Source organism: Streptomyces sp. NPDC019396, assembly GCF_040632375.1.
Classification (GTDB): Bacteria; Actinomycetota; Actinomycetes; order Streptomycetales; family Streptomycetaceae; genus Streptomyces.
The window spans coordinates 140,470-163,991 of the sequence record NZ_JBEYBS010000005.1 but is presented as its reverse complement, the minus strand read 5'-3'; the positions used below and the strand labels follow the sequence as shown (position 1 = coordinate 163,991).

The 23,522-nt window shown below is 70.4% G+C and carries 24 protein-coding genes and 1 pseudogene; 12 read left to right on the top strand and 13 right to left on the bottom strand.

Features of this window, described 5'->3' with window-relative positions; all coding sequences use genetic code 11:
* Window positions 1-20: 20 nt before the first annotated feature.
* A complete protein-coding gene (locus tag ABZ532_RS07725) occupies window positions 21-1,610 on the bottom strand; it encodes a methylmalonyl-CoA mutase family protein (protein ID WP_361280288.1) in 1,590 nt (529 codons plus the stop codon).
* 155 nt (window positions 1,611-1,765) lie between these two features.
* On the opposite strand from ABZ532_RS07725, the gene ABZ532_RS07720 reads away from it, so the two are divergent.
* Complete coding sequence (locus ABZ532_RS07720; RefSeq protein ID WP_361280286.1) at window positions 1,766-2,635, top strand: L,D-transpeptidase family protein; 870 nt, start codon at window positions 1,766-1,768, stop codon at window positions 2,633-2,635.
* 229 nt (window positions 2,636-2,864) lie between these two features.
* Here the strand turns inward: ABZ532_RS07720 and ABZ532_RS07715 are convergent, their stop codons facing one another.
* The 7 genes from ABZ532_RS07715 to ABZ532_RS07685 all read right to left on the bottom strand — a co-directional run bounded on the left by ABZ532_RS07715 (window position 2,865) and on the right by ABZ532_RS07685 (window position 9,732).
* A complete protein-coding gene (locus ABZ532_RS07715) occupies window positions 2,865-3,923 on the bottom strand; it encodes a hypothetical protein (protein WP_361280285.1) in 1,059 nt (352 codons plus the stop codon).
* Window positions 3,923-4,663 (bottom strand): RNA polymerase sigma factor, encoded by a 741-nt coding sequence (locus ABZ532_RS07710; RefSeq protein WP_361280472.1) that lies wholly within the window; start codon window positions 4,661-4,663, stop codon window positions 3,923-3,925. Before ABZ532_RS07710 ends, ABZ532_RS07715 begins: the two co-directional genes overlap by 1 nt.
* Window positions 4,664-4,912: 249 nt before the next feature.
* Window positions 4,913-5,437 carry a GNAT family N-acetyltransferase gene (locus ABZ532_RS07705; protein WP_361280284.1) on the bottom strand — a complete coding sequence of 175 codons (525 nt, stop codon included), beginning with the start codon at window positions 5,435-5,437 and terminating at the stop codon, window positions 4,913-4,915.
* A gap of 348 nt (window positions 5,438-5,785) precedes the next feature.
* A complete protein-coding gene (locus tag ABZ532_RS07700; protein ID WP_361280283.1) occupies window positions 5,786-7,351 on the bottom strand; it encodes an amidase in 1,566 nt (521 codons plus the stop codon).
* Window positions 7,348-8,595: an MAB_1171c family putative transporter gene (locus tag ABZ532_RS07695; RefSeq protein ID WP_361280282.1), complete on the bottom strand. Its 1,248-nt coding sequence runs from the start codon at window positions 8,593-8,595 to the stop codon at window positions 7,348-7,350. The genes ABZ532_RS07700 and ABZ532_RS07695 overlap by 4 nt, the downstream gene beginning before the upstream one ends.
* 25 nt (window positions 8,596-8,620) lie before the next feature.
* A complete protein-coding gene (locus ABZ532_RS07690; RefSeq protein ID WP_361280281.1) occupies window positions 8,621-9,172 on the bottom strand; it encodes a hypothetical protein in 552 nt (183 codons plus the stop codon).
* A gap of 47 nt (window positions 9,173-9,219) precedes the next feature.
* A complete protein-coding gene (locus tag ABZ532_RS07685) occupies window positions 9,220-9,732 on the bottom strand; it encodes a hypothetical protein (RefSeq protein ID WP_361280279.1) in 513 nt (170 codons plus the stop codon).
* 217 nt (window positions 9,733-9,949) lie between these two features.
* On the opposite strand from ABZ532_RS07685, the gene ABZ532_RS07680 reads away from it, so the two are divergent.
* On the top strand, window positions 9,950-11,620 hold the full coding sequence (locus ABZ532_RS07680; protein WP_361280277.1) for an N-acetylmuramoyl-L-alanine amidase: 1,671 nt from the start codon (window positions 9,950-9,952) through the stop codon (window positions 11,618-11,620).
* Between the two features lie 7 nt (window positions 11,621-11,627).
* On the opposite strand, the gene ABZ532_RS07675 is transcribed toward ABZ532_RS07680, so the two are convergent.
* The 3 genes from ABZ532_RS07675 to ABZ532_RS07665 form a co-directional block, all read right to left on the bottom strand.
* Window positions 11,628-12,155, bottom strand: a complete 528-nt coding sequence (locus tag ABZ532_RS07675) for a hypothetical protein (RefSeq protein WP_361280276.1) — start codon at window positions 12,153-12,155, stop codon at window positions 11,628-11,630.
* A 115-nt stretch (window positions 12,156-12,270) separates the two neighbouring features.
* A complete protein-coding gene (locus tag ABZ532_RS07670) occupies window positions 12,271-13,092 on the bottom strand; it encodes a DUF4328 domain-containing protein (RefSeq protein WP_361280274.1) in 822 nt (273 codons plus the stop codon).
* A gap of 144 nt (window positions 13,093-13,236) precedes the next feature.
* Window positions 13,237-14,868: a glycoside hydrolase family 20 protein gene (locus ABZ532_RS07665; protein WP_361280273.1), complete on the bottom strand. Its 1,632-nt coding sequence runs from the start codon at window positions 14,866-14,868 to the stop codon at window positions 13,237-13,239.
* A gap of 338 nt (window positions 14,869-15,206) precedes the next feature.
* Between ABZ532_RS07665 and ABZ532_RS07660 the strand changes: the two genes are divergently transcribed.
* The 6 genes from ABZ532_RS07660 (at window position 15,207) to ABZ532_RS07635 (ending at window position 19,984) form a co-directional block, all read left to right on the top strand.
* Entirely contained in the window at window positions 15,207-15,758 is a 552-nt protein-coding gene (locus ABZ532_RS07660) for a 2-oxo-4-hydroxy-4-carboxy-5-ureidoimidazoline decarboxylase (protein WP_361280471.1), read from the top strand.
* A gap of 155 nt (window positions 15,759-15,913) precedes the next feature.
* Window positions 15,914-16,294, top strand: coding sequence for a succinate dehydrogenase, cytochrome b556 subunit (gene sdhC / locus ABZ532_RS07655; protein ID WP_147987791.1), 381 nt, complete (start codon window positions 15,914-15,916; stop codon window positions 16,292-16,294).
* Between the two features lie 8 nt (window positions 16,295-16,302).
* Window positions 16,303-16,779, top strand: a complete 477-nt coding sequence (locus ABZ532_RS07650; RefSeq protein WP_361280272.1) for a succinate dehydrogenase hydrophobic membrane anchor subunit — start codon at window positions 16,303-16,305, stop codon at window positions 16,777-16,779.
* Window positions 16,780-16,802: 23 nt separating this feature from the next.
* Window positions 16,803-18,557 carry a succinate dehydrogenase flavoprotein subunit gene (sdhA, locus tag ABZ532_RS07645; protein ID WP_361280271.1) on the top strand — a complete coding sequence of 585 codons (1,755 nt, stop codon included), beginning with the start codon at window positions 16,803-16,805 and terminating at the stop codon, window positions 18,555-18,557.
* Window positions 18,557-19,321 (top strand): succinate dehydrogenase iron-sulfur subunit, encoded by a 765-nt coding sequence (locus tag ABZ532_RS07640; RefSeq protein WP_361280269.1) that lies wholly within the window; start codon window positions 18,557-18,559, stop codon window positions 19,319-19,321. The genes sdhA and ABZ532_RS07640 overlap by 1 nt, the downstream gene beginning before the upstream one ends.
* 114 nt (window positions 19,322-19,435) lie before the next feature.
* Entirely contained in the window at window positions 19,436-19,984 is a 549-nt protein-coding gene (locus tag ABZ532_RS07635) for a hypothetical protein (protein ID WP_361280267.1), read from the top strand.
* 43 nt (window positions 19,985-20,027) lie between these two features.
* On the opposite strand, the pseudogene ABZ532_RS07630 reads toward ABZ532_RS07635, so the two are convergent.
* Window positions 20,028-20,240 (bottom strand): annotated as a pseudogene (locus ABZ532_RS07630) (MarR family winged helix-turn-helix transcriptional regulator); the annotation flags it as partial.
* 124 nt (window positions 20,241-20,364) lie between these two features.
* Here ABZ532_RS07630 and ABZ532_RS07625 point away from each other — a divergent pair.
* Window positions 20,365-20,925, top strand: coding sequence for a hypothetical protein (locus tag ABZ532_RS07625; protein WP_361280265.1), 561 nt, complete (start codon window positions 20,365-20,367; stop codon window positions 20,923-20,925).
* On the opposite strand, the gene ABZ532_RS07620 is transcribed toward ABZ532_RS07625, so the two are convergent.
* Window positions 20,911-21,735: an alpha/beta fold hydrolase gene (locus ABZ532_RS07620; RefSeq protein ID WP_361280264.1), complete on the bottom strand. Its 825-nt coding sequence runs from the start codon at window positions 21,733-21,735 to the stop codon at window positions 20,911-20,913. The genes ABZ532_RS07625 and ABZ532_RS07620 overlap by 15 nt on opposite strands.
* Window positions 21,736-21,910: 175 nt before the next feature.
* Between ABZ532_RS07620 and ABZ532_RS07615 the strand changes: the two genes are divergently transcribed.
* Genes ABZ532_RS07615 through ABZ532_RS07605 form a run of 3 tightly spaced genes read left to right on the top strand, consistent with a single transcriptional unit; the run spans window position 21,911 to window position 23,510 of the window.
* Entirely contained in the window at window positions 21,911-22,345 is a 435-nt protein-coding gene (locus ABZ532_RS07615; RefSeq protein WP_361280263.1) for a hypothetical protein, read from the top strand.
* Between the two features lie 8 nt (window positions 22,346-22,353).
* Complete coding sequence (locus tag ABZ532_RS07610; protein WP_361280470.1) at window positions 22,354-22,758, top strand: DCC1-like thiol-disulfide oxidoreductase family protein; 405 nt, start codon at window positions 22,354-22,356, stop codon at window positions 22,756-22,758.
* A gap of 11 nt (window positions 22,759-22,769) precedes the next feature.
* On the top strand, window positions 22,770-23,510 hold the full coding sequence (locus ABZ532_RS07605) for a TetR family transcriptional regulator (protein WP_361280262.1): 741 nt from the start codon (window positions 22,770-22,772) through the stop codon (window positions 23,508-23,510).
* Window positions 23,511-23,522: the final 12 nt, after the last annotated feature.

Genomic DNA, 23,522 nt, shown 5'->3' with positions numbered 1-23,522 from the left:
TCTCACGGCAGACGTGCATCTCAGAACGCATCACTCGGCACATAAACCCCCCAAACCCCGCGCAGCGCGTCGCACACCTCCCCCACTGTCGCCCGCGCCCGAAGCGCCTCCCGCATCGGGTAGAGCACATTGGCGGTCCCCTCCGCCGCCTCCCTCAGCCCGGCGAGCGCCGTCCCCACCGCTTCCCCGTCCCGCTCCGCCCGCAGCCGTGCCAGCCGCCCGGCCTGCTGGGCCTCGATCGCGGGGTCGACGCGCAGCGGTTCGTAGGGCTCCTCCCGGTCGAGCGTGAAGCGGTTGACCCCGACCACGACGCGCTCGCCGCTGTCGGTCTCCTGGGCGATGCGGTAGGCGTTGCGCTCGATCTCGTTCTTCTGGAAACCGTGCTCGATCGCGGCCTCCGCCCCGCCGAGGTCCTCGACCCTCGCCATCAGCTCCAGCGTCGCCGTCTCCACGTCGTCGGTCATCTTCTCCATGGCGTACGAGCCGGCGAACGGGTCCACCGTCGCCGTCACATCGGTCTCGTACGCGAGCACCTGCTGGGTGCGCAGCGCCAGCCTCGCCGAGGTGGCCGTGGGCAGGGCGATGGCCTCGTCGAAGGAGTTGGTGTGCAGCGACTGGGTGCCGCCCAGCACGGCGGCCAGGCCCTGGACGGCGACCCGCACCAGGTTGACCTCGGGCTGCTGCGCGGTCAGCTGCACCCCGGCCGTCTGGGTGTGGAAGCGCAGCATCATCGACTTCGGATCACGCGCACCGAACTCCTCCCGCATCACCCGCGCCCAGATCCGCCGCGCGGCACGGAATTTCGCGACCTCCTCCAGCAGGGTCGTACGCGCGACGAAGAAGAAGGAGAGCCTGGGGGCGAAGTCGTCGACGGCCATCCCGGCCGCCACCGCCGTCCGGACGTACTCGATGCCGTCCGCGAGGGTGAAAGCGATCTCCTGTACGGGCGAGGCCCCGGCCTCCGCCATGTGGTAGCCGGAGATCGAAATGGTGTTCCACCTCGGGATCTCGGCCTTGCAGTACCTGAAGATGTCGGCGATCAGCCGCAGTGAGGGCTTGGGCGGGAAGATGTACGTGCCCCGGGCGATGTACTCCTTGAGCACGTCGTTCTGGATGGTGCCGGTGAGCCGGCCGGCCGCCACGCCCTGTTCCTCGGCGACGAGCTGGTAGAGCAGCAGCAGTACGGCGGCCGGTGCGTTGATCGTCATGGACGTGGACACCCGGTCGAGCGGGATCCCGTCGAACAGCACCCGCATGTCGTCGATCGAGTCGATGGCCACCCCGACCTTGCCTACCTCCCCGTGCGCGAGCAGCGCGTCGCTGTCGTATCCCATCTGGGTCGGCAGGTCGAACGCCACGGACAGTCCCGTCGTCCCGTGGGCGATGAGGTCCCGGTAGCGGGCGTTCGACTCGACCGCGGTGCCGAAGCCCGCGTACTGCCGCATCGTCCAGGGCCGCCCGGTGTACATGGTCGGGTAGACGCCGCGGGTGAACGGGTACCCGCCGGGCTCCCCGAGCCGCTCGGCGGCGTCCCAGCCGTCCGTGCCGCTCAGCGCCTGCGGCCCGTACACCGGCTGGATGGGCAGACCCGACTCCGACTCGCGCGCCATGTGCCGTGCCTCCCGCTGGAGCTGGTGCCAAAGGTGCTAAAGGTGTTCTTCCTCGCTGCTTCTGTCAGCTTCCTCACAGGATGCTCCCCCGGCAGCAACCAAGCACGGCAGGAAAGCATCCCTACTGGCACACACATTCGTCCCGGGGGGCCCCTATGCGTCACACCTCTGTCCTGAAGAGAACCGTCCTCAGCCGCACCGCGCTGGCCGCCGTCGCCATCGCCCTCGCCGCGGGCTGCACCGCCCCGTCACCGGGCGACAGCAAGTCACCGGCACGGCCGTCCCCGGCCGGTACCCCGTCGAAGGCCCCGGGCGCTTCGGCCGATCCGGTCACGGACGCCAAGCCGGGCGGCTCGGCGTCCCCCTCGGCGTCCAGCCCCTCGGACAAGCAGGCCGGGGTACTCATGCGCGAAGGCACGGAGAACGAGCAGGTACGGGAGCTCCAGGCGCGGCTGCGTCAGATCGGCCGGTTCCACCGTTCCCCCACCGCCTTCTACGGTTCGATGACCGCGAAGGCCGTCAGCGCCTTCCAGAAGAAGAGCGGACTGCCCGCGACCGGCACGGTCGACGGGACCACCTGGAGCACCCTGACGGGCGCCACGCGCAAGCCGACCGCCGAGGAGCTGAACCCGGCCACCACCAACGAGCTGGACAAGCCCGACTCGCGCTGTCTGAAGGGCCGGGTGCTGTGCGTCAGCAAGGAGAGCAGGACGCTCGCCTGGATGATCGACGGCAAGGTGATCGCGGCGATGGACGTGCGCTTCGGATCGGAGAACACCCCCACCCGTGAGGGCACGTTCACCGTGGGCTGGAAGGCCAAGGAGTGGACGTCGACGATCTACCACACCTCGATGCCGTACGCGATGTTCTTCAGCGGCGGCCAGGCGGTGCACTATTCGGCGGACTTCGCGGCCCGGGGCTACAACGGCGCGTCGCACGGCTGCGTCAACGTCCGGAACAAGCAGAAGATCGCGCAGGTATTCGACCAGGTGCAGAAGGGCGACAAGGTCGTCGTCCACTGGTGACGCTCTGGGAATCCCGTCCCTGGGACGGAGAGGAGAGAGGGGGCGCGGGCGGGACCGGGGGAACGTGTCCCGCCCGCGCCATGTGCGCTGAGCCGTAGGTACGGGGGGAACCCCGGCTCGCGCGGCCGATGACCAGTCGGCTCACTTACAACTGCGCCCCACCGCCGAAAAACGTCACACCTGGCCGAAAATTTTTTGCGGGAAGGTGGAAAGCGCAGCTCAGAGCACGTCAGAGGACGTGGATCGCGGCCGACAGGGACAGCGCGGGCAGCGGAACGGCCGTCAGGGAGTTCGTCCCCTGGGTGCTGCCGCCGTCGCTCCAGCCCTTGCCCGGATCGCCGCCGCCGTCGTCGTCGTTCCCGCCGCGGCCGTCGTCGCCGTCACCGTCGTCGTCGCCGCTGTTGTCACCGTCACCGGATGTCCCGTCACCGGCGCTCCCGGGCGCGCCGCTGAGCAGCCGGTCGCAGAACCGTGTGACCCGGTCCGACCCCTTGGCCAGGGACTCGAGCTGACGCCTGCTCTCCTCGCCCAGCTTCCCGCTGCGGTAGTCGCGGCACGCCTCGAGGGTCTTGGCGTACCACTCGCTGCGGCTGTCCCCGTCGTTGTCCCAGTCCCGGGAGTGGCCGTCGCCCTGCTTGTCGCTGCGGTCGCGACCGTCCGGGCTCGCCGTGCCACCCCCGTCCGCCCCACCGGTGGGCTCTTCGGCGCCAGGGGACGACGGCGCCACGGCACCATCGCCGGTCTGCGGCCCATCCGGGGTCGCCGCGCCGGAACCACCGGTCACGGAACCGGACTCGACCGGACCTGGTGAAACCGGAGCGGATACGGATGATCCGGGCAGTGGCGCGCGATCGTCACCGAAGGGAGTGGGCAGCACACCCGTGCCGGCGGCCACTGCCACACCCCCCACCGCGAACCCGGCGAGCGAGGCGGCCAGTCCCCAGCGCATCGGCCGCGCCCAGCGCCCCGGGCGGGACGCGGCAGCGCCGGCCCCCACGGGTGTCACGGGAGTGTCCGGCGCCGCGCCGCCGAGCCGCACCGCAGTCGGCAGGATTTCCTCCGCGCCACCGTCACGCGCCTTGCGGAAGGCGGCCAGCGCCGCCTCCTCGCCACGCAGCGGCAGGGGATCGTTTGCCGCCTCGGGCGTACGGGCAGCATCGAGAGCAGCGGCGAGCCGCCGCGCCTCGACCGCACTACGCGCGTCAACGCCAGCAGGCTCGACCGGCTCACCGCGCAGCAACCGCTCCGCGGCCTCCTGGTCGAGCCATGGGTAGCGCTCGTAGGCCATCACATGTCCTTCTGCGTCCGCAGACGCGAATGCGTCACACCCGCGGAGCGCGCCACTCCACGCCGAGGGCGTCGCTGCGGGGGTACGGCGCCCAGTTCGGCGCCCTTTCCAAGACTCACGGAACCGCGCCTTCCGCCGTTCGGCTGACCGCCGTGACTTCCGTCACCCGGGCCGTCGCCCACCGGGCCGTCGTTCGCGCCGAGCAGCTCGGCCAGCCGCTTCAGACCCCGGTGCGCGGCGGTACGGACAGCCCCGGGCCGCTTCCCGAGGGTCTGCGCGGCTGTCTTGGCGTCAAGCCCCACGACCACCCGCAGCACCACCGCCTCCGCCTGGTCCTGCGGCAGCTGCGAGATCAGCTCCATCGCCCGCCCGGTGGCAAGCGCCTCCATGGCCTCGTCGGCGGTGTCGGACTGGGCGGGCTTCCCGGTCAGTTCGGTCTCGTCGCCGCCGATCGCGGGGCGCCGCCCACGCATCCGTATGTGGTCCAGGGCGCGGTTGCGCGCGATCCGCGCCGCCCACCCGCGGAACCGGTCCGCGTCCCCGCTGAACCGTTCCAGGTCCCGGGCTATCTGCAACCAGGCCTCGGACGCGACGTCCTCGGCGTCCGCTTCACCGACCAGTGTGCGTATGTAACCGAGCAGCCGCGGATGCACGGCGCGGTACACAGTCCGGAAGGCGTCTTCACTTCCGTCCTGAGCCGCGAGCACCGCGGCGGTCAGCTCCGCGTCGTCCCCCAGCACTCCCACTACCCGTTCGTCATCGCGGCTGGTCACCGCCGCCGCACACACCCTCGCGCAGAAGCACGCTACGCGGCTACCGCTGCGTACGTCCACGTCTTGTACAACCTGCAACATTCTGCGCTGTCGATGCGTGTGACAGAAAACGCACCCCCGGCGCTGAACGGAGTACGGGGCCGCACAGCGGCTTCGTAGGACGACGACCGGGGCCTCTCCTGTGGGGGGTGGCGGCCCCGGTCGTCCTCCCCCCCACTACTCCAGGGCGCCGCGACCGTGATCGCTCGGGCGAGCGGCGCTGAAAGAGATCCAGACATCCGGTGGCAGGTCAGGCCGCCGAGGCACCGGCCTGCGCTCCTCGGACCATCCCTCGCCTGCGACCCTGGTCGCGACATGGCGCCAGAAACGGACCGCGGCCCGGTTGGCGTCCTGGAAGGCGACTTCCCACGGTCCCGGATGCCTGGCCGTGATCTCCACGACAGCCTGCGCCCCGATCCCTCTCCTGCGTGCCCCCCGGACGACGAAGAAGCTGTTCAGCACACGCGTCGGGCCGTTCAGACCGCGGACGAGCGCAAGACCGGCGGGGCGGTCGTCGCTCATCAGCAGATACGGCATCCAGTCGGCGTCGGAAAGGGCTGTCCGGAGCCGGTCGTCGCGAAAGGTTCCATCCGGCATCGGCAGCTGGTCGGAGTGCTCGGACAGGTCATGACGGAACATCAGCCACAGACGCTCCAGTACGGGTTGGTCGGCAGCGCTCGCGAGGCGCACGAGGTCAGGCACGGAACTCCTTCGCCGGGGTTGGTCACCGGAGGGGCCACACCGGCGACACGCGGTCGTATCCGGCCATCGGACCGCGACGCCGGTGCCCGTTGCCCACTCCTGTGAGAGGATGATCACGCGCCCGGATACCGCATCCCCCGTCGGTATCCGGGCCATTCTGCGCTGGGCGCCCGCACGCGGGGCTCAGACGCCGGCCAACTCGGCGTTCGCGCGCTCCGTGGCCATGCACCTCGTGGATCAGCCGCACCCCGGCCGATCGTCCCGGCCGGGGTGCGGCTGATCCGCTGTGCGGGCTCGCCCCGCCCCACCCCCGTGGGGGCAGAGCGAGCCCGGTTCATGGGTGTCCGGTCACGTCGCCGGGACGGGCAGGCGACGGGACAGGTGGGCGGCGACGGCGGTCACCGTGCGGTCCGACAGGTAGGGGCCGATGATCTGGATGGCCAGCGGGAGGCCGTCGGCGGTGCGGCCCGCGGGCATCACGAGGGACGGAAGGCCCACCGGACCGGCCAGGTTCAGCCAGGCCGTCTGGTCGAAGTACGGACGCTTCTCACCGTCGACCGTGATGGACCGGCCCGGGACCGGCGTGGACGTCTGGTCGTCGACGGACGCGGCGGGCACGGCCGGTGTGATGAGGACGTCATGAGTGGCGAAGTACTCGGCCCACCGGCCCCGCAGCTTCTCGCGGTCCTCGTTGGCGCGCAGCCAGTCCCGGTGCCGCATGGTGCGTGAATGCAGGAAGAGTCCACTGGGATCGTCGGCGGGGATCTTCTCGGCGGCTTCGACGTCGGCGGCGAAGCCGTCATCCGTTGCGGTGGCACTCGCCGTCGCGAACATGAGGCGCTGGAACAGCCTGTCGCTGCCGGCGAAGTCCACGGGCCGGGTGCCGTCGTCGACGGTGGCGCCCGCGGACCGCAGGAGTACGGAGAGCTGGTCCAGCAGGCCGCGGGTGTCCTCGTCTACGTGGCAGTACGGGTCGTCCTGCCACAGCCCGAAGCGGTAGTCCGCCAGCCGGTCGTGCCTCGGCGCCGGGAGGTCGATCCGCCAGGCGGCGGCCTCGGCCGGGGCCGGGGCCGCCAGTACGCCGAGGAGGAGGTCGAGGTCCTCGGGGTTCCGGGCGAGCGGGCCGGGGGTGAGCATGTCGGAGCTGGTCAGCCAGCCCGGGGGGCGTGGGATGTGGCCCCGGGTGGGGACGATGCCGCTGCTGGGGCGCAGCGCGTACACACCGCAGTACGCGGACGGGAGGCGCAGGGAGCCCGCGAGGTCGGAGCCGAGCTCAAGGCTGGTCATACCGGTGGCGACGGCGGCAGCGGGACCCCCGGACGAGCCGCCCGGGGTCTTCGTGCCGTCGTACGGGTTCTTCGTCGCGCCGAAGACCGGGTTCGAGGTCTGAAGGTCCTGGCACATCACCGGGACGTTGGTCTTGCCGACGATGACGGCCCCGGCCGCGCGCAGCCGGGCCACGGCGTCCGCGTCCCGGTCGGGGACATGGTCACTGAGGTCGGGGGAACCGCACGTGGTGCGCAGCCCCTTCGTCTCCAGGGCGTCCTTGACCGTCAGGGGCAGGCCGTGGAGTGCCCCGAGCGGCTTCCCGGTCGTGGCCAGATGGCGGTCGGCGGCGTCGGCCGCCGACCGTGCGGCCTCGGCGTCCAGGGTGATGACGGCGTTGAGGCCGGGGTTGGTCTTGTCGATGTGCCGGAGGTACTGCTCCAGCAGGGCGCGGCTGGTGATCGTCCGCCGTCGCAGCGCGGCGAGCTGTTCGCGGGCGGGTGCCAGGTGCAGCTCGCCGGTGCCGCGCGCGGGCTTCGCGGAGTCGCCGCCGCCACGGGAACGCCCGGCTGCCACGGACATGCTCACCATGGACGCCGTCGCGGCAAGGGCCGTGCAGGCGATGAGCAGGGTGCGTCGGAGGATCACGGACGGGCTCCTGAACCTGAAGTGACGGGAGTGAAGTACACGGCGACGCGCTGGAGGTGCAGCAGCTCGTCCTCGGTGGTGGCGAGAGCCAGTTCGGCGTCGGCGAACTCGGCCGGGGCCGGGGCGGGTTCGTCCGCCGCGTGCTGGACGAGGGCCGCGCGTATCTGGTCGGCGGTGACGGCCGCGACGAGCTCGGGGCCGGTCAGGCCTTCGGCCGCGCGGCGCTCCTCGGCCCGCGTCCGGACGGCCGGGTCGAGGTAGCGGCGCATCAGTTTCTGGCCCTGGCGGATCTCGACGCGGCGGCGCAGCAGGGGGAAGTGGGCGCTGCGGCCACGGAGTACGTCCCTGCCCTGGCGGGCCGGGCGGCGCAGGGTGATGCCCGGGTCGGCCTGGTCGAGCGCGGACCACAGCGCCCCCAGCCGCCGGTAGCGGAGGTGCGCGGTGGCCCAGTCGCGTACATCCGCCGCGCGCAGGGCGACGGTGGGGATGAGGTAGCCGATCTGGGTGAGCGTGGCACCGATGTCCCCGCACGCCCAGGCGAAGTCGTTGAGATGGCTGACGCTGAAGCCGGTCTCGGCGCCGATGATCGCGGCGATCCGGATGCCGCTGTACACGAGGGTGATGACCGCGCCGACGGTCACAAGGCGCAGGCTGAAGGCGATCGAGCGGTTGGTGGCCTTGCGCGCGTACCTCCAGCAGGACACCGCCAGGTAGGTCTCGGCGACGCTGTACGTGCCGAAGTACAACAGCACATAGGCCTGGAACACCGGATCGTGCGCGTAGTACAGGGAGAAGTCGGTGGGTCTGGTGGAGGCCGGGGTGAGCAGCGCGAACAGGACGGCCATCGCGGCGATGACCGCCACCGCGGCGACGAGCAGGATCCGGCTGCGGCGGCGGGCCTCACCGGAGGGCTTCGACCAGTACGCGAGGACCGTCGCCTGGCTGGCGAGGACCACGATCACAAAGCCCTGGGCGATCGGGACGACGATGTTCGGGACGCCGAAGAAGCCGTCGACGCGTACCCACACCCAGGTGAGCGACACGGCGTAGCTGAGCGCGGAGAAGCCGTACGTGAACGCCAGGGCGACGAGCGCCGGGTCGCGGCGGCGCAGGTTCGGGCTCTGGTCCTGGCTCGTGCTCGGGTCCTGGTTCCTGCCCGCGTCGCGGATCAGCAGGTCGCGGAGCAGGATGAGGAATCCGGTGCCTGCGATGGCGAGGCACAGCGGGTGGAGTATGTCTTTCACGAGGCTCTGTCCGGTCGGCTTTCGCTCAGCGCAGCAGCGTGCGGGCTATGGGGTCGGCATCGGCTTCGCGTCCCCGGACGTCCGGCGTACGGGACACGGTCACATGCTCTTGCAGCAGAGACCCCAGCATCTCGGCCTCGAACTCCTCCGGCTCGTTGAAACGGGTGCGCCCCAGGACGAGTTGCACCGTGGCGGGGTCGATGTCGGTGATCAGTCCGCCGAGGCTGCCCACGTCGATCGGGGCGTTGCCCCGGTGGCGCTTGAGCATGTGGCCGAACTCGTGGCCCACCACGATCTCGGCGTGTGCCCGGCCGATGGCGGTGTCGTAGAACACGTAGTCGGTGTCCTGCGTTGCCAGCCACATTCCGCAGGGGGAGGAGGCGTCGAGGGAGTCCGGATCGGCGGGGTCCGAGGCGAAGGGCATGAGCCGGATCGACCGGCCGAGGCGCTCCTCCATGAACGGCACCAGGTCGAGGACGCTGTCGACGGCGGGCAGTCCGAGGTTCTGGACGAACTCCCGGCTCTGACGCTCGATCCGGTCGGCCGTGCTGCGACGCTTACGGCGGCTGAGCCACATGGAGAGCCCTCCTCTCGTTCCGGTCTCGTTCCGGCACTGGTCGCCGGTCACGGCAGGTCCTTCGCGGGGTCGTCGAGCAGTCCTTCCTCTCTTCGGACGGCTTCGAGCGCGGCCAGCACCTTGCGCTGGCCTGCCGCGGACACGCCCATGGACCGGAGGGCGATCTGCTCGACCCCGCTCTCCTTCAGCTTGCGCAGGATCTCGAACTGCGTCGCGATCTTCCGCGTCACCTCGTCCTCGACGAAGTAGGCGGCCTCCACGCCGAAGAAGCGGGCGAGCAGCGGAACGATGGTGATGGTCGGGGTCCGCTTGCCGGCGCGGAGCAGGCTGATGTGGGAGCGCGTGTAGCTGTCCTCGCCGTACGCCGAGATCGTGCGGGCCACATGGGCGTTCGTGTACTCCTCCGCCCCCGGCGGACGCACCCGGTCGAACAGGAAGTTGAGGCGGTCGCCGAAGGACGCTCCGGGGCCCGGGACGGGAACCGGCCTGACGTGCCCCTGAGTCGCCTGGGCCGGCTGAGCCTCCTGAGGCCGATGCCCCTGCTCGTCCCACTCCACCACTGCGCACCAACCCCCTTCCCGCAGGCGTGACTATAGTTGACGCGCACACGTCGTGCGTAACTATAGTTGACGCTCCGCCAAAGGGAAGCGTCACCCGAACAGTCGTCGGAAGTACGCCGATGGCCCGTCGATCACCTCCTCATTTCGGGCGATCAGCGCAGCGGACAGGGCCGGGTCTGCACTGTTTGGCGTGATCTGCTCCGTAAGCTCGCGCGCCATGACCAGCCGCGCCCACAGGCGTTCACGACGCGCCGCCCTCGCCACCGCCCTTGCCGTGGGGCTGTCCCTCGCGGGGCCCGCGACGTCCGCCGTGCCCGCCTCCCCGACTGCGCCCGGGCCCCGGCCCTTGGCTCCGCCCCTGCCCCTGACCCTGCCCTCGCCTTCGTCCGAGGCACGGGCGGCGGCGGGTCACGTCCACCGCGTGCCCGTACCGGCCGGTGACGATCCGGTGCTCCGGACGCTGCCCGCCCGCGCCACCCAGCCGTTCAGCCTGCTCGGCCTGACCTGGGACGACCCCACGGCACAGCTGGAAGGCACCGCCAAGGTACGTACCCGGGACAGCCGTACGGGTGCCTGGTCCGCGTGGCGGGCGCTCGAAGCCGAGATCCGCGCACCCGAGTCGGCGGGCACGGCACTGCGGGGCGGGACCGCGCCACTGTGGACCGGGGCCGCCGACGGTGTGCAGCTGCGGGCGCAGGGGGACGCGCTGCCGCGCGGACTGCGGCTGGAGCTGGTCGACCCCGGGCAGGTGGCCGGCGGGGCCGCCGCCGCCCTGCCGCCGTCAGCGGCCCCGCCCGCAGCCCCCGATGCCCGCGTCCGGGCCACGGCCCCGAAGCCGGCGGTCGTCCCCCGTTCCGGCTGGGGCGCCGACGAGTCGCTCGTCAAGGAGCCGCCGAAGTACAACAGGACCACCAAGGCGGTCTTCGTCCACCACACCGCGGGGACGAACAACTACACCTGCGCCCAGTCGCCCTCGATCATCCGCGCCATCTTCCGCTACCACGTGGTGGGCCAGGGCTGGAACGACATCGGCTACCACTTCCTCGTGGACAAGTGCGGCAAGATCTTCGAAGGCCGGGCGGGCGGTATCGACAGGCCGATCCAGGGCGCGCACACACTCGGCCTGAACGTCGACACGAGCAGCGTCTCGGTGCTCGGGGACTACATGACGGCCGGCGCGACCGCGGCCGCGCGCAGGGCGGTCGCCTGGGTCGCCGCCTGGAAGCTCGGGCTCTACAAGCAGGATCCCGCGGGCAGCGTCACACTCACCGTGTCCACGGACAACGGCAAATACCGGGCGGGGCAGCGGGTCAGTCTCCGCCGTATCTCCGGTCACCGTGACGGCTCGGCGACCGACTGCCCCGGTGACAAGCTGTACGCCAATCTGCCCGAGATCCGGGCACTGGCCACGGCCATGGCGGCCGGCCTCACCCCGAAGAGCACTTTCGGCGCCTCCGGGATCCAGGTGACGACCGGCGACTTCAACGGGGACGGCTTCGAGGACGCCGCACTGTCCTTCCGTACCGCGCTGGGCGACCTCCCCCTCTTCATCCTGAACGGCACGGCGAGCGGGCTCGACACCACCTCTCCCGCGACGCTGTTCGGCGCGGGGGGACATGCCCTGGCCACGGGTGATCTGAACGGTGACGGTTACGCCGACCTGGCCGCACTGACCGGCCGGGGCATCGCCACCTTCCACGGCTCGGCCACCGGGCTCACCACCACGGGCGCGCCGACGATCGACGGTCAGTGGGCCGCCGCCGCGGCGTTCACGGCCCAGGACACCGACGGCGACGGCTACGAAGAGCTGCTCGCCGACGGAGCGGTCGTGGCGAAGGGCGGGGCGGGCGGGGCTGTGGCCATCGCCGCGAAGCGCCCTGGGAGCTGAGAACCGCTCAGGCCCGGTCCGCTGGAGCCCGCGCCGCCCTCGCCCTGCGGGAGAGGGCGGCGCGCAGCACCCGCTGTCCCTCCACCGAGAGATCCAGCGCCCTGCGCAGTCCGGCGCCGCCCGGGATGGCCGACAGGGCTTCCAGGATCTGGACCTGCCGGCGCTGCTCGCCGGCGGCGAGCGGGCCGGCCGCGCCGCCCGACGGGTCGAGCTCCTGGTGGAGTTCGAGTGCGAGCGCCGAACAGGCCGTGGCCCACTCGCAGAGCTGCTCGGTGGACCACTCGGAAGGGGCCTCGCGGATCATCCTCCGCACCGGAGCCGCGGCTTCACCGATCGCGGTGGTGTCGTCCAGCGCCGCCCTGGTGGACCGGAGCCGACCGGCCCAGCCGTCCTCGCCGTCCGCGATGCCCGCCCAGAGGGGGCGCAGCACGTCGGTCTCCTCGACAAGGAGGGGCAGGCAGCGGTCGAGGCAGGCCACACCACTGGCAGCCAGACTCCTCTCATCCGCTTCTGCGATCAGTTCCACCAGGCTCATCGACGCCTCCCGAACGATGCGGACGCTGCGTGGTCACTGCCTCATTCTGCGTCGCCTGGCTCAAAATCGTCACCCTCTCGGCTGGAAACCGCCGGACTCCGGACCCGCCGGTCGCTCAGCCTCCGTGCTGCGGGTGGGGCACCGCCACGCTCGGCACGCTCCCGCCGGCCTTCTGCTGCTGCATCAGCGTCATCCTGCGCACGACGGTGATCGCCAGCAGCGCGGCCACTATGTCGACCACGCTGCCGATCATCAGGACAGCCGCGGCGACACGAATCGCCTCAGGGCTCTCCGCCTGGTCGTACGCGGCGTCGGCCACCTGCCCGAGCAGCGCGGAGACCAGCCAGAACGCCCACCAGAAGTTGAGCAGGGCATGCGACGCCCCCTTCTTGTCCTGGCCGTAGTCGGGCAGGGAGGCGTCCCAGATGTCACCGGCCACCGAGCGCGGGATCCAGAGGTTGCCGAAGGGGATGACCCAGCCGCCGATCGCCCAGCCGGAGCCACGGCGTTGCAGATCCGGCCGCAGCACCCCGGCATTGACGCGCGCCCGGTGGAACCAGATGACGAAGAAGACGCCCGCCACGAGCAGGGCGACGCTGTAGACCGTCGATGAACCGGCCATGAACAGGTCCCCGCTGTCCAGCTCGTCCGCGGTGTGCGCGTCCGCGTCCTCCATGAGCCCACGGATGTGCGCGGCCGCCGCCATCCACGCCAGGTCGGCCAGCACCACGACCGCGAGCAGGGTGATGGCGACGTACGAGAGCACGACGGGTGCGCGCGGCTCCGGCCGCGGTGCGGGCACGGGAGCCGGAGCGGCGGGCGGGGCCGCTACCGGTGCCGGGGCAGGCGCGGGCGCCGGGGCCAGGGCCGCGGCGCAGTCCTCGCAGAGACCCCCGCTCGTCGCGACCGGGTGGGTGGTGCAGTTGGAACAGAGCACGGCTGGGAATTCCCCCCTGAGGTGGTACGGACTATCCGGCGCCTTTCTCCCCAAAGGCACCATTGCGGCCGGGTCAGAAACCGCCCGCGGACCTTATGCGTCCCGGCAGCACGCAGTCCAGCGGGTTCGGCGACACCGGCGCACTCACCCCAGCCGGTTCGCCAGCGCGCCGAACGCCGCCCAGTCCAGCGGCGGCTGGCCCGGTGTCCAGAGCTTCTGGGAGACCGCCCGCAGCGGCATCCGGATACCCGACGCCACCTGGTCCTGGGTCTGGGCGTCGGCCAGGTCGCTCCAGACGGCGAGGCGTCCGCCCAGGATCTGGCCGGAGTAGCGGGCCGGGACCGGCGTGGTGCCGCGCAGGACGAGCGGGGTCCACTGCTCGTAGATACGGCGGCCGGTGGGGTAGGTGAAGTCGTTGGGCTCGCCGAGCACGTAGTAGAGGTACTCGTCGTTGAGATTGACCACCTCGCGGCCCTCGGCCAGATACTCCTGCGGCGGCCGCGCCCCGGTCTCCTTGCCGGTCCAGTACTCGACCTCGATGTTCTTGCCGGGGCTTGTCACGCCTCCGCTGAAGAACCCGTCGTTCCACGCCTTGGGCTGCTTCCCCGCCGCCCGCACCACCGCGGCCCGGTCGTTCAGCCAGCCGGTCGCCAGGTCCTTCACCCCGGCGTCGGGCCCGTACGCGCGCACCGCGGCCTGGGCGAGCTGCGGGTACGAGGCTGCCGGATCGCGGACGGTCAGCGCCTGGTACTCGTCGGCGCCGACATGGAACCAGCCGGCCGGGAAGAGGCCCGCGTACTCCCGCAGCAGATCGTCCACGATCCTCGCGGCGCCTGGCTTGGATATGTCGATCGCGCCTTGCCTCGGCACGCCCTGCACATTGAGCAACCGCAGGTCCGGGTGGGCGCGCAGCACCGCGCCCAGATGCCCGGGCGAGTCGATCTCGGGGACGACATCGATGTGCAGGCTGCGTGCCAGGGCGATGATCCGGCGCACCTCGGCCTTGCTGAGGTGCTGTGCGGAGACCACCTCGGGGTGGGAGTCGGACGCGATTCGGAAGCCCTGGTCGTCGGAGAAGTGCAGGCCCAGGGCGTTCAGCTTGAGGTCGGCCATCTCGCGCAGCCGGGCCTCTATCCAGCCCGCGGTGTAGTGCTTGCGGGCGATGTCGACGTTGAGCCCGCGCTGCGGGCGGTCGGGCCGGTCGCGTACGACGCCTTCGGGCATGGTGCCGCCCGAGCGCAGTGCCTGCTTGAGGGTACGGGTGCCGTAGAACACACCCGCTTCGTCAGGGCCGGTGATCCGTACCCGGTTGCCTCGGGTGGTGAGGGTGTACGACTCCGGGGCGCCGGCGCCCGCCGCGCCGAGCGTCAGCTCCACATCCCCCGGGTGCACCTGGCCGCCGTTGCGGACGCCGGTCTTCAGCTCCTTGCCCAGCAGCCGCGCCTCGTCGGCGAGCGCCTCGCTGCCCTTGGCGACGACGATCGCGCTGCCGGGGGCCGGGCGCCAGCCGGGGCCGCGGGCCGGCTCGTGCGTGCGGACCGAGGGGATGGTGCGGGGAGCCGTGGAGAGCGGATAGCTCTTCGTGGGGGTCGGGGTGGGAGTGGGGGTAACGGCGGGCGGCCGCTGCCCTTCGCCCCGTGCGCCCGCCGGGCTGTCGCCGGACACTCCGGGCGCCCCGGACGCTCCCGGGGAGCAGGACACCATCGTCGTCAGGGCAGCCGTCGCCGCGGCTATCGAGCCCGCCAGCAGCCGTGTGCTCCTGGACCGCGAGATCATCTGATCAGCCTCCTCATCCCGAAGAAGTATGACCAATCAAGATGAATCAGGCGAAGTCAGGCAGGATCGTCTACTATGCTCCCCGAAACTCTCCCTTCCGGGTGAAATTCATGCAACAACCGGACGGTTTCCGCCCCTGAATCGATAGCGTGAAGGCGCACGCGCCCCACTGTTCGCAGGCGTACGACACGCCCGGGTGGAGCAAGTGGAGCAAGCCAAGGAGCCGAGGAGCACACGCGCTGTCCAGGTCCAGCGATTCTCACAGCGGCCTCCCGCGGGTCCCCGCCCCGTCCGGACCGTCACGTGGCCCGGGGGGCGCCCCTTCCCGTTTCCCCCGCCTGCCCGGACTCGACCGGTTCAACACCGCGTCCGACGGCGCCGCCGAGGCGGCCCTGCTCGCCTGCTGCGGCAGCCGTCGCTGGGGCCGCCGCATCGCCACCCACCGGCCCTACCCCGATCTGCACGCCCTCCTCGCCGCCGCCGACGAGGCCGGCTACGACCTCTCGGCGGCCGATATGGACGAGGCGCTCGCCGACGAGACCCCCGCCGCCCTGCCCCCGGGCGCGCCCCCTGCCGCCCACATGGCGCTGAACGCCGCACACGCCGCGTACCAGAGCAGATTCGGCCATGCCTTCGTGATCTGCCTCGACGGCTACCGCCCCGACGAGCAGCCCGACCAGATACTGACCGCGATCCGCTCACGACTCGGCAACGATCCGGACGACGAACGGGTGATCGCCGCCGACGAACTGCGCCGGCTCGCCCGCGCCCGGCTCGCCCATCTGGTGGCCAACGGGGCCGCCACTGCCCCGGCCGTGCCCGGACAGAGCCGGCAGGGCCATTCCGGTTGTCCCGAAGGCCGTCCTGATAGCCCGTCCGTGCCTGTTTGATCACACAACACGACCCCGCGCGAGGGAACCGACAACTCGTCGCTACCATGGCCGGGGCCGGTGGACCGTACCCGGCCGGGCCAGACCGACAGAGCTGTCACCTTTGGGAGAACGCTGGCGGCCGGCTCCAATCCCCGCTCCCGGAGGGTTTTTCCGTGCCGGCTGGAACGCTGTACCGCGGCCGGGAAGGTATGTGGTCCTGGGTGGCTCATCGAGTCACCGGCGTCCTCATCTTCTTCTTCCTGTTCGTACACGTGCTGGACACCGCGCTCGTCCGCGTCTCACCCGAGGCCTATGACGAGGTCGTGGCGACCTACAAGACACCGCTCGTCGCGCTGCTGGAGTACGGCCTCGTGGCCGCCATCCTCTTCCACGCGCTCAACGGCCTTCGTGTCATCGCCGTCGATTTCTGGTCAAAGGGCCCCCGCTACCAGAAGCAGATGCTCTGGACCGTCATGGGCATCTGGGTCGTACTGATGGCAGGCGCGCTCTACCCCGTCCTCGGCCACGCCGCACGTGAACTGTTCGGGAGCTGACGCCAGACATGTCTGCTGAGACCCCTTCCGCGATCGGCGCCGTCGAGGGCGTTGCCCTCTACGACGTCGAGAACCCGGCTCCCCTCATCGAGGCCCCGCGCAAGCGGACCTCAAGGACGCCGAGGACCACCCGCGGCAACTTCGAGATGGCCGCATGGCTCTTCATGCGCCTGTCCGGTGTCGTGCTGGTCGTCCTCGTCATCGGCCACCTGCTGATCCAGCTCGTGCTGGACGGCGGCGTCTCCAAGATCGGCTTCGCCTTCGTGGCCGGCCGCTGGGCGTCCCCGTTCTGGCAGGTCTGGGACCTGCTGATGCTGTGGCTGGCGATGCTGCACGGCGCCAACGGCCTGCGTACCGTGATCAACGACTACGCGGAGCGGGCGAACACGCGCCTGTGGCTCAAGGGCCTGCTGTACACCGCCACCGTGTTCACCATCCTTCTGGGCACGCTGGTGATCTTCACCTTCGACCCGAACATCCGCTAGGCACGGGCTGAGGCGAAACACTGATGAAGATCCACAAGTACGACACCGTCATCGTCGGCGCAGGCGGCGCCGGTATGCGCGCCGCCATCGAGGCGACGAAGCGCAGCCGCACCGCCGTGCTGACGAAGCTCTACCCCACCCGCTCCCACACGGGCGCCGCGCAGGGCGGCATGGCCGCCGCGCTGGCCAACGTGGAGGAGGACAACTGGGAGTGGCATACCTTCGACACGGTCAAGGGCGGTGACTACCTGGTCGACCAGGACGCCGCCGAGATCCTGGCGAAGGAGGCCATCGACGCCGTCCTCGACCTGGAGAAGATGGGCCTGCCGTTCAACCGGACCCCGGACGGCACCATCGACCAGCGTCGCTTCGGCGGCCACTCCCGCAACCACGGCGAGGCCCCGGTGCGCCGGTCCTGCTATGCCGCGGACCGCACCGGTCACATGATCCTCCAGACGCTTTACCAGAACTGCGTCAAGGAGGGCGTGGAGTTCTTCAACGAGTTCTACGTCCTGGACCAGCTCATCACCGAGGTCGACGGCGTCCGCAGGTCGGCCGGTGTCGTCGCGTACGAGCTGGCCACCGGTGAGATCCACGTCTTCCAGGCGAAGGCCGTCATCTACGCCTCCGGCGGTACCGGCAAGTTCTTCAAGGTGACCTCCAACGCGCACACCCTGACCGGTGACGGACAGGCCGCCTGCTACCGGCGCGGTCTGCCGCTGGAGGACATGGAGTTCTTCCAGTTCCACCCGACGGGCATCTGGCGCATGGGCATCCTGCTGACGGAGGGCGCCCGCGGTGAGGGCGGCATCCTCCGCAACAAGGACGGCGAGCGCTTCATGGAGAAGTACGCGCCCGTCATGAAGGACCTCGCCTCGCGTGACGTCGTCTCGCGCTCCATCTACACGGAGATCCGCGAGGGCCGCGGCTGCGGTCCCGAGGGCGACCACGTCTACCTGGACCTCACCCACCTGCCCCCGGAGCAGCTGGACGCGAAGCTCCCGGACATCACCGAGTTCGCGCGTACGTACCTCGGCATCGAGCCCTACACGGACCCGATCCCGATCCAGCCGACCGCGCACTACGCGATGGGCGGCATCCCGACCAACGTCGAGGGTGAGGTCCTCCTCGACAACACCACCGTCGTCCCGGGTCTGTACGCCGCGGGTGAGGTCGCCTGCGTGTCGGTGCACGGCGCCAACCGCCTGGGCACCAACTCGCTGCTCGACATCAACGTCTTCGGACGCCGCGCCGGTATCGCCGCCGCCGAGTACTCGGCGAAGGCGGACTACGTGGACCTGCCCGAGAACCCCGCCTCCCTCGTGGTGGCAATGGTCGAGCAGCTGCGCTCCTCCACCGGCACCGAGCGGGTCGCACAGATCCGCAAGGAGCTCCAGGAGACGATGGACGCCAACGTGATGGTCTTCCGTACGGAGCAGACCATCAAGACGGCCGTCAAGAAGATCGCCGAGCTGCGCGAGCGCTACAAGAGCGTGTCCATCCAGGACAAGGGCAAGCGCTTCAACACGGACCTGCTGGAGGCCATCGAGCTGGGCAACCTGCTCGACCTTGCCGAGGTCATGGCCGTCTCCGCGCTCGCTCGCAAGGAGTCCCGCGGCGGTCACTACCGCGAGGACTTCCCGAATCGCGACGACGTCAACTTCATGCGCCACACCATGGCGTACCGCGAGGTCGGCGCCGACGGCTCCGAGACCATCCGTCTCGACTACAAGCCCGTCGTCCAGACCCGCTACCAGCCGATGGAGCGTAAGTACTGATGGCAACCCCCGTACTCGAGAAGTCGGACGCGATCCCGGCGAGCCCCGCGTCCCCGTACATCACGGTCACCTTCCGGATCCGCCGCTTCAACCCCGAGATCTCGGACGATGCCCAGTGGCAGGACTTCCAGATCGAGATCGACCCGAAGGAGCGGGTGCTCGACGCCCTCCACAAGATCAAGTGGAACGTCGACGGCACGCTGACCTTCCGGCGCTCCTGCGCGCACGGCATCTGCGGCTCCGACGCGATGCGGATCAACGGCAAGAACAGGCTCGCCTGCAAGACGCTGATCAAGGACATCAACCCGGAGAAGCCCATCACGGTCGAGGCCATAAAGGGCCTCACGGTCCTCAAGGACCTGGTCGTGGACATGGAGCCGTTCTTCCAGGCATACCGGGACGTCATGCCGTTCCTGGTCACCACCGGCAACGAGCCGACGCGTGAGCGCCTCCAGTCCGCCGAGGACCGCGAGCGCTTCGACGACACCACCAAGTGCATCCTGTGCGCCGCGTGCACGTCGTCCTGCCCGGTGTTCTGGAACGACGGGCAGTACTTCGGCCCGGCCGCGATCGTCAACGCGCACCGTTTCATCTTCGACTCGCGTGACGAGGCCGGGGAGCAGCGCCTGGAGATCCTCAACGACCGTGATGGCGTGTGGCGTTGCCGTACGACCTTCAACTGCACGGACGCCTGCCCTCGTGGCATCGAGGTCACCAAGGCGATCCAGGAGGTCAAGCGGGCGCTGATCACGCGCCGCTTCTGAGCCCTCGGGGTCCGGCAGCGCCCAGGGGCCCGTTTCTGTACGCTCACCGTACGGAACGGGCCCTTTGCCATGGCCATTTGTCATTGACCATTGTTGTGTGAGAGCGGGGACGAGATGAGCGCGCCGAACCCTTACCAGGAAAGCGGCGACTACCAGTGGGGGCCGCCGCAGTCTCCGGGCACGCCTGAGTACAGCGGCGGCTACGGCTATCCCCACACCGTGCCCGGATACGGCTATCCGCAGACGCTCCCGGCTGTTCCGGGTGCTGCGGGCGGGGCTCCGATCGCACCGGCCGCCGCGGGTGCGCCAGGCGCTCCGGGCATGACGATGCTGTCGCTCGGGGACATCACGGTGCTCCAGGACTCGATCGTCACCCCGGCCGGCATGCTCCCCCTCAAGGGCGCGGTGTGGAACGTCACGGACATGTCCCGCACCGACGAGAAGATCCCCACCGCCGGGGTCGTGTTGGCGGTGATCTTCGCGATCTTCTGCCTGCTCGGCCTGTTCTTCCTGCTGATGAAGGAGAAGGTCACCACGGGCTTCATCCAGGTGAGCGTCAGCAGTGGCGGCCGCCACCACACGACGATGATCCCGGCCGCGGGCCCGCAGACCATCCAGTGGGTGATGGGGCAGGTCAACTACGCGCGCTCACTGAGCGTCTAGGCACCGTCCTGCCCGGACCTGTCCGGGCGGGGCAGCGCGCTTCTCACGGGGTGTCCCAGGCGGCGTCGCCGCGCTCCTCCGAGACGACCATGATGCGGCGCAGCATGTCGTTGAGGAGCGCGCGTTCGTCCTTGCCGAGCACGCCGAGCAGGCGGTACTCCTCGTGGCCGAGGACGTCCATGGCGCCCAGCCAGGTCGCACGGCCGTCAGGCGTGAGCTCCACGACCACCCGGCGCCGGTCGGTGGTGGATCGTGTCGGTGACCGGGGCGGACCGGCTGCCTCGCCGGACATCCTGACACCGGTCGGCGGGTCGGTGCGGGGCGCTCCGGGGAAGGATGGATGACGGCGCGTCGTTGATCGTCCGAGCCAAGGGGGCAGCATGAGTCTGACGGGTCAGATCCTTCCGCTCGCCGGCGTCGTCATCGGCGCGGTGCTGTCCTTCCTGGTGACGGGTCTGAACGAACGGACGAGGTGGCGGCGGCAGCAGGCGGTGCGCTGGGACGAGGCCCGGCTGGCCGCGTATGTGGAATACGCCCACGCGGTCAAGGAGCTCGCCGCCCGCTACCAGCGCATCGCGGTCGGCCGGGGACTGACCGCGGGTTCGTTACCGCTGGAGCTGACCGGCGAGGTCCTGGACGGGATACGGGCAGCCGACTCCCACCGGTCAGCACTCTCGGACAAGCTGGAGCTGCTGGGCGACACCGCGGCGAACACCGCCGCGAAGCGGCTCAACCACTGTCTCTGGCACCTCGAATACCTGGCCCAGGGCCTGCCCACCGCCGGCGGGCAGGACTGGGATCAGGCCTACGCGGAGTTCAGGGCCGCCCGGCGGCAGTACCTGGACCACGCCCGGGCCAGCCTCGGGGTGGACGGTCCGGCTGTGGGCGAGGCCGCCGCCTGGCCTCCGGCATGGCGCACCGACGGATCACCGGCCGGATAGCCCGCCCAGGAAGCCGGTGAGCAGGTCGTTGACCTCATCGGGGCGCTCCAGCGACGGCAGGTGGCCGGCCCAGGGCAGTTCGACGCGGTGTGCGCCGGGGATACCGTCGGCGAGCAGGGCGCCCATGGTGCGGAAGTCGTCCACGTCGTGCGTTCCCGTGACGACGAGGGCAGGAGCCTGAACGGGAGCGGGATCGAACGGCGGGTCGGCCGCGTCGTCCGTGGCCGCCGCCGGCGCTCCCTCGCCGGACGCGACATGCCCGGCTGCCGCTTCCTTGGCCGCGTAGTAGGCGGCGAGCTGGACCTCGAACGCATGCCGCTGCATGCCCCGTACGCGCTCACGCACCAGCTCGTCCGCATCGGGGCCGAGCCATGTGTCCACATTCAGCTCGACGGCGCCATCGAGGTCGTCCGCTTCGAGCAGGGCGTTCTCCCGCTTGCCGAAGTCCTTCAGCGCCGGGCCCGGTTCGTAACCGGGCATCCCCGCGCAGAGCAGCACCAGAGCACTCACCCGCTCGGGACTGCGGGCGGCGAGCTCCACGGCGACCCTTCCGCCATGGGAGGCCCCGACCAGGGCCGCGCGCTCGATGCCGAGCTCGTCCAGCAGGGCCAGTACGTCGTCAACGTCCTCGTACGGCCGCACCGCCTCGGCCGGGGTCTCGCCGAAGCCGCGGAAGTCGCAGCGCACCACCTGGTGACCGGCGTCGGCCAGCACCTTCCACTGGGCGTCCCACATCCGCCGGTCGCAGACGGACGAGTGCAGGAGCACCACCGCGGGGCCGTGCCCCGCCACATCGTGAGTAAGAGTCATCGGCGCAACTCTAGAAGAGTTGATCACCGGCGTCATGTGACATGTCGACCGCGCCCGCCCGGCAGCGTCCGACGCCCCCCTCGTCCCGGCCACCCCTGTCGACTTGAACATGTTCAAGAGTGGGTCTACAGTCCAAGGCAACAGCCGTTTGAACACGTTCAAGGAGGGGTGGGGCATGGACCTCACTGTGCTCGCGTATGCCGTCTACCTGCTGATCAGCGTGGCGCTCACCATCTGGGTGGCCCGCACCCTCAGCCGCAACGGACGGATCTTCCTCGCCGACGTACTGAAGGGGAACGACAAGCTCGCCGACGCCGTCAACCACCTACTGGTGGTCGGGTTCTATCTGGTCAACCTGGGCTTCGTCGCCCTCTATCTGAACCAGGACAGCACCGTCACCACCGCCCGCGGGGTCTTCGAGGCACTCTCGGTCAAGCTCGGCGTCGTGCTGCTGGTCCTCGGAGTGATGCACCTGGGCAACGTCTACGTCCTCAACAAGATCCGCAGGCGCGGGATGATGGAGCGTGAGCAGACCCCGCCCGTCCCGCCGCAGGGCTGGACCGGCGTGGACGGCAAGGGCCCCTGGGCCGCGCCTGTCGCGGGAGCGTGACCGGGACCATGGGCGGGGCACCGGTGAAGCGGCTCACGGTTCTCTACGACGCGCAGTGCTCGCTCTGCGTCCATCTGCGGCACTGGCTGATGCGGCAACGGCAGCTGATCCCACTGGATCTGGTGCCCGCCGCATCGGACGAGGCCCGGCGCCGCTTCCCCGGGCTCGACCATGAGAGCACCCTGCGGGAGATCACCGCGGTGGGGGACCGCGGGCAGGTGTACCGATCGACCGCCGCGTGGATCGTCTGCCTCTGGGCCCTCGCCGAGTACCGGCCGAAGGCCCACTGGCTGGCGACCCCGGCGGGCGCCCCCTTCGCCCGGGTCACCGTGCTGGCCGCCGCGAAGTACAGGGAGGCCACCGCGGCCCCTTGCGCGGACGGGCGGTGCGAGGCGCCCGGCACACCCCGTTAGGCTCGGACATCGTGACCCATGCGAACGACCCTCAGGACGAGAAGCGCGGCAGGCCCGCCGAGAAACCGGCCAAGAGTGAGCAGACCCGGACGCTCATCCTTGAAACCGCCATGCGGCTCTTCCAGGAGCGTGGGTACGACAAGACCACCATGCGGGCCATCGCCAAGGAAGCCGGCGTCTCGGTCGGCAACGCCTACTACTACTTCGACTCGAAGGCGTCCCTGATCACCGGCTTCTACGACCGGATGACCCGCGAGCACGCCGCAGTGGCGCAGGAACGGCTCCGGGGAATCGACGACTTCGAGGAGCGCCTCGATGTGGCGGTGTCAGCCTGGGTCGACTGCGCGCGCCCGTACCACGAGTTCGCGGCCCAGTTCTTCAGCACGGCAGCGGACCCGGAAAGCCCCCTGAGCCCCTTCTCGGACGAGTCCCATCCCGCTCGCGCACAGGCGGTGCAGATCTTCCGGGAGGTGCTGGAGGGCTCGAAGGTGGGCGCGAAGCTGGACGCGGAGCTGAGCGACCTGCTGCCGGATCTCCTGTGGCTGTATCTCATGGGAGTGGTGCTGTACTGGGTGTTCGACCGGAGCGAGGATGCGGAGCGCACCCTGGCCTTCGTGCACAAGTGCACTCCGCTCGTGGCCCGCGCGGTCCGGCTTTCCCGCTTCAAGATCGTCCGCCCGCTGGTGCGCGACGCCGTGGACCTGATGCAGGAGTTCGTGGTGCCGAAGGTGCGCAGCGGCGTGGCCAAGTAGGGAAATATCCCG

Bases quoted from the DNA above. Each gene is read 5' to 3' on its own strand.
- ABZ532_RS07615 (WP_361280263.1), top strand. From the start codon at position 21,911: ATGGACCTCACTGTGCTCGCGTATGCCGTCTACCTGCTGATCAGCGTG.
- ABZ532_RS07725 (WP_361280288.1), bottom strand. From the start codon at position 1,610: ATGGCGCGCGAGTCGGAGTCGGGTCTGCCCATCCAGCCGGTGTACGGG.
- ABZ532_RS07690 (WP_361280281.1), bottom strand. From the start codon at position 9,172: ATGTGGCTCAGCCGCCGTAAGCGTCGCAGCACGGCCGACCGGATCGAG.
- ABZ532_RS07620 (WP_361280264.1), bottom strand. From the start codon at position 21,735: ATGACTCTTACTCACGATGTGGCGGGGCACGGCCCCGCGGTGGTGCTC.
- ABZ532_RS07635 (WP_361280267.1), top strand. From the start codon at position 19,436: ATGAGCGCGCCGAACCCTTACCAGGAAAGCGGCGACTACCAGTGGGGG.
- ABZ532_RS07675 (WP_361280276.1), bottom strand. From the start codon at position 12,155: ATGAGCCTGGTGGAACTGATCGCAGAAGCGGATGAGAGGAGTCTGGCT.
- ABZ532_RS07680 (WP_361280277.1), top strand. From the start codon at position 9,950: ATGACCAGCCGCGCCCACAGGCGTTCACGACGCGCCGCCCTCGCCACC.
- ABZ532_RS07640 (WP_361280269.1), top strand. From the start codon at position 18,557: ATGGCAACCCCCGTACTCGAGAAGTCGGACGCGATCCCGGCGAGCCCC.
- ABZ532_RS07715 (WP_361280285.1), bottom strand. From the start codon at position 3,923: ATGGCCTACGAGCGCTACCCATGGCTCGACCAGGAGGCCGCGGAGCGG.
- ABZ532_RS07650 (WP_361280272.1), top strand. From the start codon at position 16,303: ATGTCTGCTGAGACCCCTTCCGCGATCGGCGCCGTCGAGGGCGTTGCC.
- ABZ532_RS07625 (WP_361280265.1), top strand. From the start codon at position 20,365: ATGAGTCTGACGGGTCAGATCCTTCCGCTCGCCGGCGTCGTCATCGGC.
- sdhA (WP_361280271.1), top strand. From the start codon at position 16,803: ATGAAGATCCACAAGTACGACACCGTCATCGTCGGCGCAGGCGGCGCC.
- ABZ532_RS07720 (WP_361280286.1), top strand. From the start codon at position 1,766: ATGCGTCACACCTCTGTCCTGAAGAGAACCGTCCTCAGCCGCACCGCG.
- ABZ532_RS07610 (WP_361280470.1), top strand. From the start codon at position 22,354: ATGGGCGGGGCACCGGTGAAGCGGCTCACGGTTCTCTACGACGCGCAG.
- ABZ532_RS07665 (WP_361280273.1), bottom strand. From the start codon at position 14,868: ATGATCTCGCGGTCCAGGAGCACACGGCTGCTGGCGGGCTCGATAGCC.